The sequence below is a fragment of the Sphingomonas sp. SUN039 genome (genome assembly GCF_024758725.1).
Taxonomy (GTDB): Bacteria; Pseudomonadota; Alphaproteobacteria; order Sphingomonadales; family Sphingomonadaceae; genus Sphingomonas_O.
The window spans coordinates 156845-169533 of record NZ_CP096972.1; the positions used below are offsets into that span (position 1 = coordinate 156845).

Annotated in this window: 14 protein-coding genes and 1 tRNA gene; 6 read left to right on the forward strand and 9 right to left on the reverse strand. The window is 65.5% G+C overall.

Annotated features, from left to right (window positions below; translation table 11 throughout):
- Positions 1-8: 8 nt before the first annotated feature.
- From M0209_RS00820 to M0209_RS00830, 3 genes are read right to left on the reverse strand one after another with little or no spacing between them, the layout of a single operon-like run.
- Entirely contained in the window at positions 9-1100 is a 1092-nt protein-coding gene (locus tag M0209_RS00820; protein WP_258886281.1) for an acyltransferase, read from the reverse strand.
- Positions 1097-2443, reverse strand: coding sequence for a putative O-glycosylation ligase, exosortase A system-associated (locus M0209_RS00825; RefSeq protein WP_258886282.1), 1347 nt, complete (start codon positions 2441-2443; stop codon positions 1097-1099). Before M0209_RS00825 ends, M0209_RS00820 begins: the two co-directional genes overlap by 4 nt.
- Positions 2444-2584 carry a hypothetical protein gene (locus tag M0209_RS00830; RefSeq protein ID WP_258886283.1) on the reverse strand — a complete coding sequence of 47 codons (141 nt, stop codon included), beginning with the start codon at positions 2582-2584 and terminating at the stop codon, positions 2444-2446.
- Positions 2585-2667: 83 nt separating this feature from the next.
- On the opposite strand from M0209_RS00830, the gene M0209_RS00835 reads away from it, so the two are divergent.
- Both M0209_RS00835 and M0209_RS00840 read left to right on the forward strand, forming a co-directional pair.
- Complete coding sequence (locus M0209_RS00835; protein ID WP_258886284.1) at positions 2668-3870, forward strand: TIGR04063 family PEP-CTERM/XrtA system glycosyltransferase; 1203 nt, start codon at positions 2668-2670, stop codon at positions 3868-3870.
- A 14-nt stretch (positions 3871-3884) separates the two neighbouring features.
- Positions 3885-4772, forward strand: coding sequence for a hypothetical protein (locus M0209_RS00840; protein WP_258886285.1), 888 nt, complete (start codon positions 3885-3887; stop codon positions 4770-4772).
- Here M0209_RS00840 and M0209_RS00845 read toward each other — a convergent pair whose 3' ends face one another.
- Both M0209_RS00845 and M0209_RS00850 read right to left on the reverse strand, forming a co-directional pair.
- On the reverse strand, positions 4773-5057 hold the full coding sequence (locus tag M0209_RS00845) for a hypothetical protein (protein WP_258886286.1): 285 nt from the start codon (positions 5055-5057) through the stop codon (positions 4773-4775).
- Positions 5054-5227, reverse strand: coding sequence for a hypothetical protein (locus M0209_RS00850; protein ID WP_258886287.1), 174 nt, complete (start codon positions 5225-5227; stop codon positions 5054-5056). Before M0209_RS00850 ends, M0209_RS00845 begins: the two co-directional genes overlap by 4 nt.
- 94 nt (positions 5228-5321) lie before the next feature.
- On the opposite strand from M0209_RS00850, the gene M0209_RS00855 reads away from it, so the two are divergent.
- Complete coding sequence (locus tag M0209_RS00855) at positions 5322-5978, forward strand: S24 family peptidase (RefSeq protein ID WP_258886288.1); 657 nt, start codon at positions 5322-5324, stop codon at positions 5976-5978.
- A gap of 1 nt (position 5979) precedes the next feature.
- Here M0209_RS00855 and M0209_RS00860 read toward each other — a convergent pair whose 3' ends face one another.
- The 3 genes from M0209_RS00860 to M0209_RS00870 form a co-directional block, all read right to left on the reverse strand.
- The gene (locus M0209_RS00860) at positions 5980-7167 is read right to left on the reverse strand and encodes a Yip1 family protein (protein ID WP_258886289.1); all 1188 of its coding nucleotides are present in this window, start codon (positions 7165-7167) and stop codon (positions 5980-5982) included.
- Between the two features lie 59 nt (positions 7168-7226).
- Complete coding sequence (locus M0209_RS00865) at positions 7227-7640, reverse strand: holin family protein (RefSeq protein ID WP_258886290.1); 414 nt, start codon at positions 7638-7640, stop codon at positions 7227-7229.
- Positions 7641-7706: 66 nt separating this feature from the next.
- Entirely contained in the window at positions 7707-8246 is a 540-nt protein-coding gene (locus M0209_RS00870) for a glycoside hydrolase family 108 protein (RefSeq protein ID WP_258886291.1), read from the reverse strand.
- 224 nt (positions 8247-8470) lie between these two features.
- On the opposite strand from M0209_RS00870, the gene M0209_RS00875 reads away from it, so the two are divergent.
- A tRNA-Pro gene (locus tag M0209_RS00875) sits at positions 8471-8547 on the forward strand.
- Positions 8548-8850: 303 nt separating this feature from the next.
- Here M0209_RS00875 and M0209_RS00880 read toward each other — a convergent pair.
- Complete coding sequence (locus M0209_RS00880) at positions 8851-10251, reverse strand: WecB/TagA/CpsF family glycosyltransferase (protein WP_258886292.1); 1401 nt, start codon at positions 10249-10251, stop codon at positions 8851-8853.
- Between the two features lie 228 nt (positions 10252-10479).
- On the opposite strand from M0209_RS00880, the gene M0209_RS00885 reads away from it, so the two are divergent.
- Together M0209_RS00885 and M0209_RS00890 are read left to right on the forward strand one after the other, a co-directional pair.
- The gene (locus M0209_RS00885) at positions 10480-11763 is read left to right on the forward strand and encodes an oligosaccharide flippase family protein (RefSeq protein ID WP_258886293.1); all 1284 of its coding nucleotides are present in this window, start codon (positions 10480-10482) and stop codon (positions 11761-11763) included.
- Positions 11760-12683, forward strand: a complete 924-nt coding sequence (locus tag M0209_RS00890; RefSeq protein ID WP_258886294.1) for a glycosyltransferase family A protein — start codon at positions 11760-11762, stop codon at positions 12681-12683. Before M0209_RS00885 ends, M0209_RS00890 begins: the two co-directional genes overlap by 4 nt.
- Positions 12684-12689: the final 6 nt, after the last annotated feature.

Consider the following 12689-nt stretch of genomic DNA (forward strand, 5'->3'; position numbering starts at 1 on the left):
CCAATGCTTCAGGGCGTGGCAGGGTTCCCTGACAGCGCTCCGGCGATCCGGTCGGCGGTGCCCAGCCAGCGGCGCGCGGGCACCTCGATGAAACGGTACAGGACGAATGAAGCAGCGAGAGTGAGCGCCAGATAGAGCGCGGCAACCTCCAGCGGCACCGCGCGCGGATCGCCGACGAAGACGATCTTGAATACCGTCCACAACAGGAAGTGCGCGAGATAGGTCGAATAGCTGATCTCGCCCAGTGCCACCGCAATCCGCGATGACAAGGGATTATATTTTTGCGGCGAAGTTGCCGCGAGCCATGGCACCAGCGCAGTAAAGGCGAGTGGGATGGCGAAAGTCTCCCGCAGCAGACCGGTCGTCCAGAGCGCGAGCGCGGTCGCACTGGCGAGCGCCGTGACAGCGACCATTCGCCGGTTCTGCCATTGCTGCCACAAGAGGCACATCGCGACCCCGCAACCGAATTGCGTGAGGCAGCGCCACAGGCCGAGACCGGCAATATCATGCCCCAGCAGCGCGCTGCCGCGCGACGCGAACAGCCGGTCGAGCGCGACGATCAGTGCGAGCGCAATCCCGGTCGCAACGACAGGTGAGGGCCTTAACCGTGCGAGCGCGATCGCCGCGAAGGGAAACAGCAGATAGGCCGCCATCTCGGTCGAGATCGACCAGCTCGGGTCGTTCCACGCGATATCGCGGGTGAAGCCCCAGTTCTGGATCAACAGGACGTGCAGCGGCAATTCGTCCCAGCGATAGTGAGGTGGTACCGGCCTACCGGTCGCCTGCACGACGAGCGCGAACGCGACGGTCGCGGTTAAGATAACAACATGCAGCGGCCATACCCGCGCCACCCGCTTGCGCCAGAAATCGGGCGCAGCACCCAGTCCGTCGCGGGCAAAGCGTCCGCCCCAGGTGAGCCACAAAACGAAACCCGACAGGACGAAGAACAGGTCGACTGCGAGATAGCCCTTGGCGAACACCGCGATCACTGGTGCGGGCAGGGCATGCGCCACGCCTTCGCGGATGTGATAGAGCACGACCAGCCAGGCCGCGATGCCGCGCACGCCGGTCAGGGCGTCGAGCTGGCGCGTCCCGCTCATTGCGCGGCAGCCCATCCTCCGGCCCGATGAGTCGGCGCGGGGGCCACGACATAGCGCCGCGCGTAGGTCGACAGGCCGATCTGCAAGCCGATCAGCATGAAGACGAACGGCTGGAATGCAATGCCGATGAACAGCGCCCCGACAAGGTAGATGACATGCGCCTGGAACAATGCACCCGCGAGGCCCGACACCCATTCGGCCTCAGCCATTTTCTTCGTCCGTGCGCGCAGCCGCTCCATGCTGAAAAGTCCGCCCAGGTGTATGGCTAGCCAGATCAGCAGCCCTGGATAGCCTTGCTCGCCGAGCATTTCGAAATAGGCGCTGTGATAGGCGCGGGCCTGGTCGTACTCGACCGACTGCGTCACATCGGTCTGCCCGCCGACGCTTTCGGTGCTGGTCTTGTCGATCCGCAACTTGTTGCCGCGGAATGCATCGAAGCCGCCACCCCAGGGGTGATCGCGGGCATAGTCGATGGTCCATTTCCAGACCGCGATACGCGTCGAGGCCGAGCTGTCGGCCTTGTACCCCTGAATCGTGTCCATGCGCTTGGTATAGCTTTCGGGCAGGTTGGGGATGGCGATGGCGAGCCCTGCCGCGACCAGCCCGAGATACAGCATCCGCCGCTTCGTATGGCGCAGCATCAGCACGCCGAGCACGCCGATGCAGATCAATCCGGTGCGCGCCTGCGTCCCGACCGGGATCAGCAGGCAGGCAAAGATCAGCGCACCCGCAAACACCCGCACCCGCCAGTCGGGCGGATAGATCGTGCCGTATCTGGTCAACCACAGGATGACCGGTACGATAGCGACGGCGATGCAGGCGAGCGTGCTGCCCTCGTACAGGCCGTTGTTTTGCGACACCATCAGGTTGAGCACGCCATAGCCACCGCCGGACGCCAGCGTCTTGATCCCGCCGACGATGATGATCGACGCGGCGCACAACACCATGAACAGCGCGAGCGCCTCGATCCGCAACTTGGTGCGGAGTGTCAGTGGCAGGAAGATTGCAAAGATCAGCGCCTTCCACACCCAGTCCCATTTGGCGAGAGCCTCGAGTGGGAAATCGGCGACACTGGTCGTGACGCCGCAGTAGATCAGCAACAGGAACAGCAGCGCCTGGCGCGGCGCAATCGTCAGGCCGCGCTTGTCGTCTGCGGCCGCCCAGCCGAGGAAGGCAAGGAGGAAAGCGATCAGCGACACCTGCACGCTGTTGAGCAGCCAATAGGTCAGGCGCTGTGGCGAGACGATATCGACATAGGCATAGACCAGCACGAACAGGAACGGCCGCCGGAACCCGAGACCGATGAACGCAAGCAGAAACGCGACAAAGGCGAGGTCGCGCATCTATTTGTCGCTCTTGTTTCTGGCCCAGCCGCGCTTTTCGGTCTGCCCGTCCTCGCGGTCGAGGTCGGGGCGGTTGTAAAGCCGCCACGCCGCGTAGAACAGCAGGGCATGCGTCAGGGCCAGCGAGAAAGTGTCGATCATTGTTGCGTCTTGCCTTGTCTGGCCCTGTCCTAGCCGAATGCGGTTGACGCCACATTAAGTTTGGGTGTGGCAGGGAAATTGCGATGCGTATCCTCCACGTTCTCGACCACAGCCTGCCGCTACACAGCGGCTACACCTTCCGCACCCGCGCGATCCTGAAGGCGCAGGTCGCGCGCGGATGGGACGTGATGGGGGTTACGGGCTGGCGGCATTTCGCCGAGGGGCCGGACCCCGAAACCGCCGACGGCCTGACTTTCGGGCGGACGGCGAAAGGGCGGGGTGCACCTGCGCCGCTGGGAGAGCTGCTGGAGGTCAATAGTTTTTCGCGGCGGATCGCCACCGCCATCGAGAGCTTCAAGCCCGATATCGTCCATGCCCATTCGCCGGTGCTCGATGCGCTGGCGGCGCTCAATGCGGTCAAGGCGTGGAAGCTGCCGCTGGTTTATGAAATCCGCGCTTTCTGGGAGGACGCGGCGGTCGGCAATGGCACCGGGACCGAGGGCAGCGTACGCTATCGTGCGACCAAAGCGCTCGAAACCTGGGCAGTGAAACGCGCCGATGCGGTGGCGGTGATCTGCGAGGGCCTGCGTGGCGATCTGATCGAGCGGGGAATCGCTGCCGACAAGATCGTGGTGTCGCCCAACGGCGTCGACCTGACTCTGTTCGGCGCGCCCGTCCCGCCCGATCCCGCGCTCGCTGCCGAACTCGGTCTGACCGGGGCCGAAGTGGTCGGCTATATCGGCAGCTTCTACGATTATGAGGGGATCGACGACCTGATCGCGGCGATGCCCGCGCTGGTGACGCAGCGGCCGCTCGCCAAGCTGTTGCTGGTCGGCGGCGGGCCGATGGAGGCCGCGTTGCGCGCACAGGCCGCCGCGTCGCCGGTTGCCGACCGCATCGTTTTCGTCGGGCGCGTGTCGCATGAGCGGGTCGAGGATTATTACGCGCTCACCGATGTCCTCGCCTATCCGCGCAAGAAGATGCGGCTGACCGATCTCGTTACCCCGCTGAAACCGCTCGAAGCGATGGCGCAGCGGCGGCTGGTCGCGGCGTCGGACGTCGGCGGTCACCGCGAACTCATCGAGGACGGGGTTACCGGTACGTTGTTTACGGCGGACGAGCCGGCGGCAGCGGCAGCAGCGCTGGCGGCCGTCTTTGCCGACCGCCCGAACTGGGAAGCGCGGCGTGATCGCGCGCGGGCGTTCGTTGAAGCCAAACGCAACTGGGCCTCGAACATTTCGCGTTACGAACCTGTTTACCAAAAGCTATTAGCACGGCGCGGGTAACAAGGACCGCGTCTATGGCCAAACGCCGCAATTTCATCGACCGTCTGCCGCTCGCGCCGGTGTTCGCGCTCCTTTTCGGGACGGCGGTCGCCATCGTCATCGCCGCGATGCCGCAGTGGCGGTTCGAACAGGCCGTGGGCGCGACGGGCCTCGGTTCGGTGCTGTCGGTCGCGGTGCCGCCGCTCGGGCTGAAGGCGCGGCTGCTTGCGGTCATGCTCGGCTTTGCGCTGGTCGCGACGCTGGTCTGGCTGGCGGCAACGCTCGTCCAGCGCCTGATCGACGGGCCGAAGCCGCGTGTCGATGACGATGCGGATGACGAGCTCGATCTCGGTGCCTATATCGATACCCTACCGCCGGTCGATGCGCCGCGTCGCCCGATTTTTGCCGACCGCGAACTCGGTGCGCCGTTCATGTCGGACGAGGCGCTAGCGACGGCGCCCGCGCTGCCGCTGGTTCTGACGCCACCCGAACCGGTAACCGAACCGGAACAGGAATTGGCACTCGAAGCGCCTGAAGTCGAACCCGAGCCTGCACTTGTTCTCGATGCACCCGAAGAGACTGTCCCGGTCGCTCCCGAACCCGCCGTGCCGCAGATGGACGTCGACCCCGCACTCGAAGCGCCGCTCGACATCGCCGAATTCGACTTGCCGCCGGTCGCCGACGCACGCGAGCCGATTTCGGACGAAAGCAGCATCGATACGCTGATCCGCCGTCTGGAAGCCGGGATGGCGCGTCGCGCGGGACCGCCGCCGCCCAATCCGCCGGCCGCTGCGGCCAACCCGCTGAGCGCGATGCGCGACATGATGGGCATTGCCCGCGAGCCCGAAGCGCAGAACGACATAGGCTCGGCCCGTGCGCTCGACACGCTTCAACGCCTTGCCGCGCGCCGCATGGCGGGTTGATCAGGCGTCGATCGTCAGCGCTTCGACGCTAATCCGTCGCGGGTCTTCGTCCCCGGCTTCGACCACCGCCACATCGGCGACAAAGCCGCGCGGCAGGGAAATCTCCACCTCGCCGATTCGGCGCGCGAACGCCGCGATATCGGGGGATGCCTCGGTCTCCACCCGCAAGCGATGGCGCTCGCCCGAAAAGGTCGCACTGAACCACGGCGTTGCGGTGTGCGACACGAGATATATAGGCCCGAGCTGCACCGCGAAGGCCGCCAGCAATGCGCTCTCAACGCTCATCGCCCGCATCCTTCTATATACGCCGTCACCCGCCGCAACAGCCGGTCGCCGACCGTGCGCCCGCGCCGCAGGTCGTGCACGAAGCGGGGATCGCGCGCGGCCTCGCGCCCGAAACGGGTCGGGGGCGTGCCGGTGCGACGCAAATGGGTTTCGACAAGAGTCAGCAACATCGGGGTGCTCCAAAGTTTGATTCGCTAGGCACTTTCCTATTTCAAAGGGATTTTCCTACTTGTCTAGGGGTTTTCCTATCACTATAGGAGATTCATGACCGATGCCCGTACCGCGCTCGACCAGCTGATCCGCGACCGGGGCGAGGACTATGCCTCGCTATCGCGGCTGCTCGGGCGCAACGCTGCCTATATCCAGCAGTTCATCCGGCGCGGCACGCCGCGCAAGCTCGACGAGGAGGACCGGCGGACGCTCGCGCGCTACTTTCGCGTCGACGAGGCGGTGTTGGGCGGGCCGCGCACCCCTGTCATCGCCAAGCCGCAATCACGGCGCGGGGCCGATTTCGTCCGTATCCCCCGCCTTGCTATCGGTGCATCGGCAGGGCCGGGTGCGCTCGATACCGAGGATGCCGCGGCCGGCGAATTCGTCCTCGACGCCCGTTCGGTCCGGGCACTGGGCGATGCGGGCATGCTCTCGATGATCCAGGTCAGCGGCGATTCGATGGAGCCGACCCTGGGCGACAGCGACGACATTTTGGTCGACCGCAGCGATGCCGCCGAGCGGGTGCGCGACGGCATCTACGTCCTGCGCTTCGACGATGCGCTCAATGTGAAGCGCATCGCGATGAACCCCGAAGGTCGCCGCTTCACCGTCCGCAGCGACAATCCCGCCTATCCGTCATGGCCCGATTGCGATCCGGCGCGGATCGACATCATCGGGCGGGTGGTATGGGTCGGGAGAAGGGTGCGTTAGCCTATTCTCTCGCCAGCCCTTCGACTTTCGCCAGATCGACCCCCGCGACCGCCGCTTTCAGCACATCGATGGACGCTGCGTGTCCTTCGGCCTGGACCATTACCCGGTCGCCGACGATGGTGCCGTAGCTGCCGCGCTTGTCGGCGGTGTCGAACTTTTCGGTCGTCATCCGCCCGTCGACCTTGCCGACCTTTTCGTAGCTGGTGCCTTCCTGTTTCGACGACTGGACGTTGAGCGCCCCGCCAAGCGCGGCAAGGCCGCCCATGGCGCCCATGTCGGTCACCGACAGCTTGATCTCGCTGTCGCCCGATCCGTAGCGCGCCTCGGCATTCGACCCGGCAATCCCTGCCGCGCCGCCCGACTGGCTTTCGATCGAGGTGCGCGCCAAGCCGTTGAGTGTCGCCGGGAGCAAGCCTTGCAGCACATCGGGCGCGATAGCGGGCGCGGCCTGGCCCGACTTCATGCGTTCGGCCGCCGCTTCCATTTTCTTGGTCGCTTCGTCGAGCTTGCCCATGTCGAGCGATCCTCCGCCCGGCATGTTGACCGTACCCGATACCGTGCCCGCACTCGACACCAGCCCGCCGCCGCCGAACAGCAGCGCAACGGGCGCGGTGATCAGGCCGACCGCGAGCGAGGCGACGACCAGGCACAGCACGACCACCGCCGTATAGCCGACCGCCTTGTCCTCGGGTGCCTTCATCAGCACCGGCAGCCCGAGATAGATCAGGTAGAGCGAGTAAAGTCCGCCGATGATGCCGAGCAGACCCAGCATCGGCATCAACCCGAAGATACCCGCAACCCAGCTCGCCGTTGCGCCATAGGCCGCGACCTTGAACGCAGAGAGCCGGTTCTTGGTGCCGCCGAACTGCGGCGCGAGCGCCTCGATCACCAGGGCCATGACATAGACCATGACCAGAGTCAGCGCGTAGCCGACGAGCGCCGTCACGATGCTGCTGAGCAATGTCGGGCGATAGACGATGCCGAACGCGCCATGCCCGAACATTTGCCCGCCGATCAGCGAGGCAACCGGGCCGATGGCCGCGAGCGGAATGACATGGCTTTTGTAGATATCGGCAATCGTCGACGGCTCGGCGTCGATGCGCGGCCATTCGGTCTTCGGCGTCAGCAGGATGTTCTTCACCCGCCCGATAAGGCTGTTGCCCGCCGGTCCCGGTCCTAAATCGCTCATGATCTTTCCCCTCTTGACGAGAATCGGGGCCGGGTCCGTTCCAGCAGGGCGCGACCCCCTTATTTCTCGAACCCCCGGGCCTTACCCCAGCTCCGCGCCGCTGTGTAGCCCAGATAGCCGGTACCGAAGAGCGCCCACATCGATTCGGGGATTGCGGCGAGGTAGGCAGTCATGCCCGCCGCGACGTTCGTTGCCATTTTCGGCTGGACCGCCGCGATCAGGCCCATCGGGATCGCCCACAGGATCATCGCGTACATGACATAGAGGAACGAGGGGCGCGCGCGGCTCGTCCAGGGGTCGGGGCTTTCGGCCTCGGCCACGATGGCGGACAACTGCGTGCGGAGCGTTTCCATGTCCTGCGACCCCTGCATCTTGAGCAGTTCGAGCTTGGCCGCATCGCGGGCGCGGGGATCGGGAATGATCTTGTCGATCAGGCCCGCAATCGGGGCGAACAGCGATTCGATGATGGGCATGTCTTTTCTCCAAAGGTCACAAAGGTCACACTTAAAACGGCGCGGCGCCCCGTTCGGGAGGGGGCGTCAGCCGAGGCGATTGGCCAGCCAGCCGTACAGAAACGCCTCATTGGCGGGTCGGCGTTCGGCGAGGTCGAGGTAGCGTTCGCCCTGCAATGCCTCGAGCGCCTTCATCAGCACGCTTTCGCCGTGCGGTTTACGGCGCGCGAGGAAGGCAGTGAGAGCCGCCTGGGTTGCATCGTCGATGCGCGGACCCGGCACGATGTCGGGGTAGTCCGCCGCGCCGCGATTGAGTGCGTTGAGCGCGCGCTGCAGGAACGACACCGCGACTGCCGGTCCCATGTTGACGCCGGTGTCGAACAATTCCGCCGCGACATCGGGGGCCGCGTCAGCAATGCGGTCGAAGCCGGGGCGCACCCAATAAATGCGGCGATAGATCGCGACCGCCTCGTCGCGGGGAAAGACGCGCATCTCGCCGTGATAGCCATGTGCGCGGGCAACCGCCTCGGTAATCCCCCAGCGTGTCGCGCCGCCGCGGTCGGCGGGGTGGTCGCTAAAGCCGCCCTCGCGACCGATGACGGCGTCGATGAGCTCGTCGATATCCATGGCAACTAACCTTCTGCTTTGCCGAGTCGTTCGGAACATAACCAGAACGGTTAGGTGTAGGAAAGAGGCAAGGCGCAATAATTTTGGCGAAACTAAAATTGGGCGCACCGCGAGGCCTCCGACGGCCTCGCGCGGGCGAGGACGGACGGCGTGGCATTGCCACGATGAAGACGAGACTCGCTGTTGCCAATCCTTGCGTGCTTGCCTAAACGCCGCGCCTCGGTCGGGACGTAGCGCAGCCTGGTAGCGCATCACACTGGGGGTGTGGGGGTCGCAGGTTCGAATCCTGTCGTCCCGACCAAGATAGCAAAGATTTCTTAAGGTATTGATTTGTGAGATATAAACGTCTCACGGCGACCCACGTTAACTTGTTACCGTTTCGTGTCTGCGAGCGATCCCTGGGAATATCCGCACATTGTGCATTCGTGCGTGAGGCAGGCTTGTTCAGGGCTTTGTCGAGATTGCAGCCGTTCGCTCATAGCCTGTAAGCCCTGATCGTTGCTGTCGTCGTTTTTGTCATATGGACGGCAAAGGTGCTGGCAGCGCCAAGGAATGCACGTGACGATCCTCGTTTTTTTGGACGAACCGTGCCCCTGCCCGTGCCTCAATAAGCGCCTCTCCCGCCAACTACGGCGGGAATTGTGCGCGCGAGCAGCGCAAGGTCCTGCCGCAGCGAGGGCTTGTCGAGATAAGCTATGTCCATCGCCACCTGTTCCTCGAAAGGGATTTCAGCACGGCCCGAGACTTGCCATGTGCAGGTAATTCCGGGCTTGCCCGCCAGCCGCGGCCAGACACGGTCGTGATAACTGATAACCTCCTTGGGCAGTGCCGGGCGCGGGCCGACCAGCGCCATCGAGCCACCGACCACATTCAACAATTGCGGCAATTCATCGATCGAGAAGCGACGAATGAAACGTCCGACGCGCGTGATACGCGGGTCGTGACGCATTTTGAAACAGGTCGCGTCGCGCTCCGACTGGGCGCGCAGTGCTTCGAGCCGCGCCTCGGCATCGACCGCCATCGAGCGGAACTTGAGCATCAAAAAGGGCTTGCCGTCACGCCCGATCCGCGTTTGCCGGAAAAGAACGGGGCCGCCGTCCTCGAGGCGGATCGCGACGGCGACCGCCGTGAGCAGCGGTGCGAGGATGACCAGCGCTGCTGTGCCTGCCGCAACGTCGAGCCCGCGCTTGATCATCCGGCGGCCCAGCCCGGCAAGGTCGCGCACGGCAAGGGCATGGGCGCAAGCACGGGCGAGGAACACCCCGTTGCCGGCGAGGTAGCGCCGTGCCATCCGGCGCGGTTCCTGCGCCAGCCGCCATACCCATTCGAGACCCGTCTGGCGCAGCGCCAGCGGTGCGCGAGGAATGCGCCCGGCATAATAGTCGAACAGCCCCCCGACGCCCATGACAACGGGTGCCGCGAGTGCATCGGCGAAGTGCGCGATCCAGCGCTCCTGCCTGGGCACGCCAAAGCCGACGAGAACGATCTTCGCGCCGGACGCGTTGATCGCATCGAGCACCGCTTCCTCCGCCTCGGGCGCGTAAAAGCCGTGCATCGCTCCGGCGACCTTGAGGTCCGGGAAGCGCGCCCGCATCGCCGAGCCCGCCGCGTGGGCAACGCCGGGCTGGCCACCAAGCAGGAAAATCGGCACGCCGGTATCAGTGGCGCGCGCGCATAGCTCGGGAAACAGGTCGGTGCCGTTGAGGTTCTCGCCAAGGCGGACGCCCGCAAGCCCGGCGGCGATCCGTATCCCGATCCCGTCGGGCAGCAGCATGTCCGATTTCTTGAGGGCGCGCCGGTAACGCGGATCGCGCGCGGCGATATTGACGCAATGCGCGTTGACGAAACTGACGACGGTAGGTGTGCCGATCAGCGCGCGCAGCACAAGATCGTCGGCCACGTCGGCGCGCGTTCGCGCGGCAAGCTTCAGGCCGAAGAGGGTGGCGGCAGGCCGCGCGATGCGCGGGGCGAAACTGACGGGCGAAGGCATGGTGAAAGCGGTCATGGAGCAACAAGTCCCTGTGACGATTGACGCGGGTGCCAGTTCAGGGGACGTGCCAGAAATGCGGATTTGAGGCGTTCGGCGCGCCTCGATGGTTAACCGACCGGGAGCGTTGCAGTCCGCGATTGCATTGCGCATGCCAAACGCAGCCGTTTTTGCAAAATGCAAGAGCGGCGCCGGATGGATGCCCCGTGCGACAGGCTTGGCACGGAATTTGGATAGGAGCTCGTGATGATCGCGCTCCTCACCCGCCCATACGCCGATTTCGCGCGGCGTTCCCCTGATCTGGCCGTGCTCGCGCGCGGTCTCGCCGCCTATGGTGGCGGCGAGATCGCGACGCGGGCGGTGCGCATCGTCGCGATCGTAGTCATCGCGCGCCATGTCGATGCGGTCGAACTCGGCACAGCGGCGCTCGCGCTCTCGCTGTTCGAGCTGGTGCGCGTGCTCGCCAATGCGGGGATCGGCCAGCGTATTATCGCGGCAGCGGATGCCGAGCTCGACGCAGTCTGCGTCCGTGCGGCCCAATTGTTCTGGTTTTGGTGTGCGGCGGTCGCCGGCGTCCAGTTGTCGGTGGCAGGCGTGCTGTGGGCAGGCTTTGCCCTGCCGGTGCCCGCCGCGATGCTCGCGGTGCTCGCGCTTGTTTATCTGATCATGCCACCCGGACTCGTTCAGGTCTTCCTCCTGATGCGCGACGGGCGGCTTGCAGTCACTGCGCGCAACGCGACCGCGCAGACGATCTGCGACCATATCCTGACGATGCTGCTCGCCGCCTTGTGGCCGAGTGCCTGGGCGATTGTGCTGCCCAAGCTGATGACCGCGCCGCTCTGGACGATCCTGACCCGGCGGGCGCGGCCGTGGCGCTGTCCCACGGGGATCGAACCGGCACCCCTCGCCAGCTTTATGCGCTATGGCGCGGGCGTCCTCGGCAGCGAGCTGGGGGCCGCCGCCCGCGCGCAACTTGGCAATCTGGTCGTGGGCGCAACGCTCGGCATCAAAGCTCTCGGCCTCTTCTACTTCGCGTTCGGGGCCGGGCTCGGCATTACGGCCTCGTTCGTGTCGGCATTCACGATCGTTCTTTTCCCGCATTTGTGCGCGGCGCGCGGTCCCGACGAAATCGCGCGGCGTACGCGACGAGGTATGGCGTTCGGACTCGCGGCGATGCTGCCCGTCATCCTCGCCCAGGTGCTGCTCGCACCATTCTACGTGCCGATCCTTTTCGGCGCTCATTGGGCGGAGGCGGCACCGCTGGTTTCGCTGCTTGGTCTCGGCGCGCTTCCGCTGGTCGCGGGCGCGGCGATGACGGCGGCGCTGCGCGCGTCACGGCGGACCGGGCTTGACGCCGCGATCAGCCTTGCCAGCGCGGCGGCGGCGATCGGCGGGCTGTGGCTGGGCAGTGGACATGGCCTTGATGGTGCGGCGATGGGCTATGTCGCGGGCCTCGCGCTTGTCGTTGTGCCGGCGGCCTTGATACTCGCCTGGCCGCGCCGTCCGGTACCGGCGGAGGCGGCGGTATGAGCGGTCCGCGCTTCTCGGTGATCATCCCGGCCTATAATGCGGCGCGGACAATCGGCGCGTCGATCGCCACTGTTCGCGCGCAAAGCTTCCACGATTTGGAGTTGATCGTCATCGACGACGGCTCGACTGACGCGACCGTCGCCGCCGCGCGCGCAGCCATCGGCGACGATATCCGCTGTCGAGTGATTTCCAAGGGCAATGGCGGCGTTTCGGCCGCGCGTAACCTCGGCGCGGACATGGCGGCGGGGCAATTGCTCGCCTTCCTCGACGCCGACGACCTGTGGCATGAAGACAAGCTCTCGACGCACGCCGCCTTCCACGCCGGGCAACTCGACCTTGCGGCGAGCTTCGCGCGCGTGGCGTTCGTCGACGGCACTGCGCGCACGCTCGATGCGCGCTCGCATTCGACTGTGCCGGAGGGGGGGCTGACCGTGGCGGCGCTACTGGGCGAAAATCCGGTTTGCACGACCTCGAACCTCGTCGTCGATCGCGCGGCCTTTGCAGTCATCGGGGGATTCGACTCCGAAATGCGCCATGCCGAGGATCAGGAATGGCAATTGCGTGCCGTTACGCACGGCCATCGGATCGAGGGGATCGATCAAATCCTCGTCGGCTATCGCAACAGCGAGGACGGGCTTTCGGTCGATCTTGCCGCGATGCACCGAGGTTGGATGGCGCTGGCCGCGCGCTATGGCGGGCGCGAATACGCGGGCGCGCAGGCGGTGTTCTGCCGCTATCTCGCGCGCCGCACGCTGAGGAGCGGGGCGCCAGGAACGGTCGCGCTCGGCTACGCCTGGTCGGGCCTGCGCGCACACGGCACTGCATATTTCGATTCCCCCGCGCGTGGCCTGCTGACCTTTGTCGCTGCGCTTGCCAGTCCCCTCCTCCCCGCCGCGCTGCGCGCGCGCCTTTTTGCCTGAAGGATA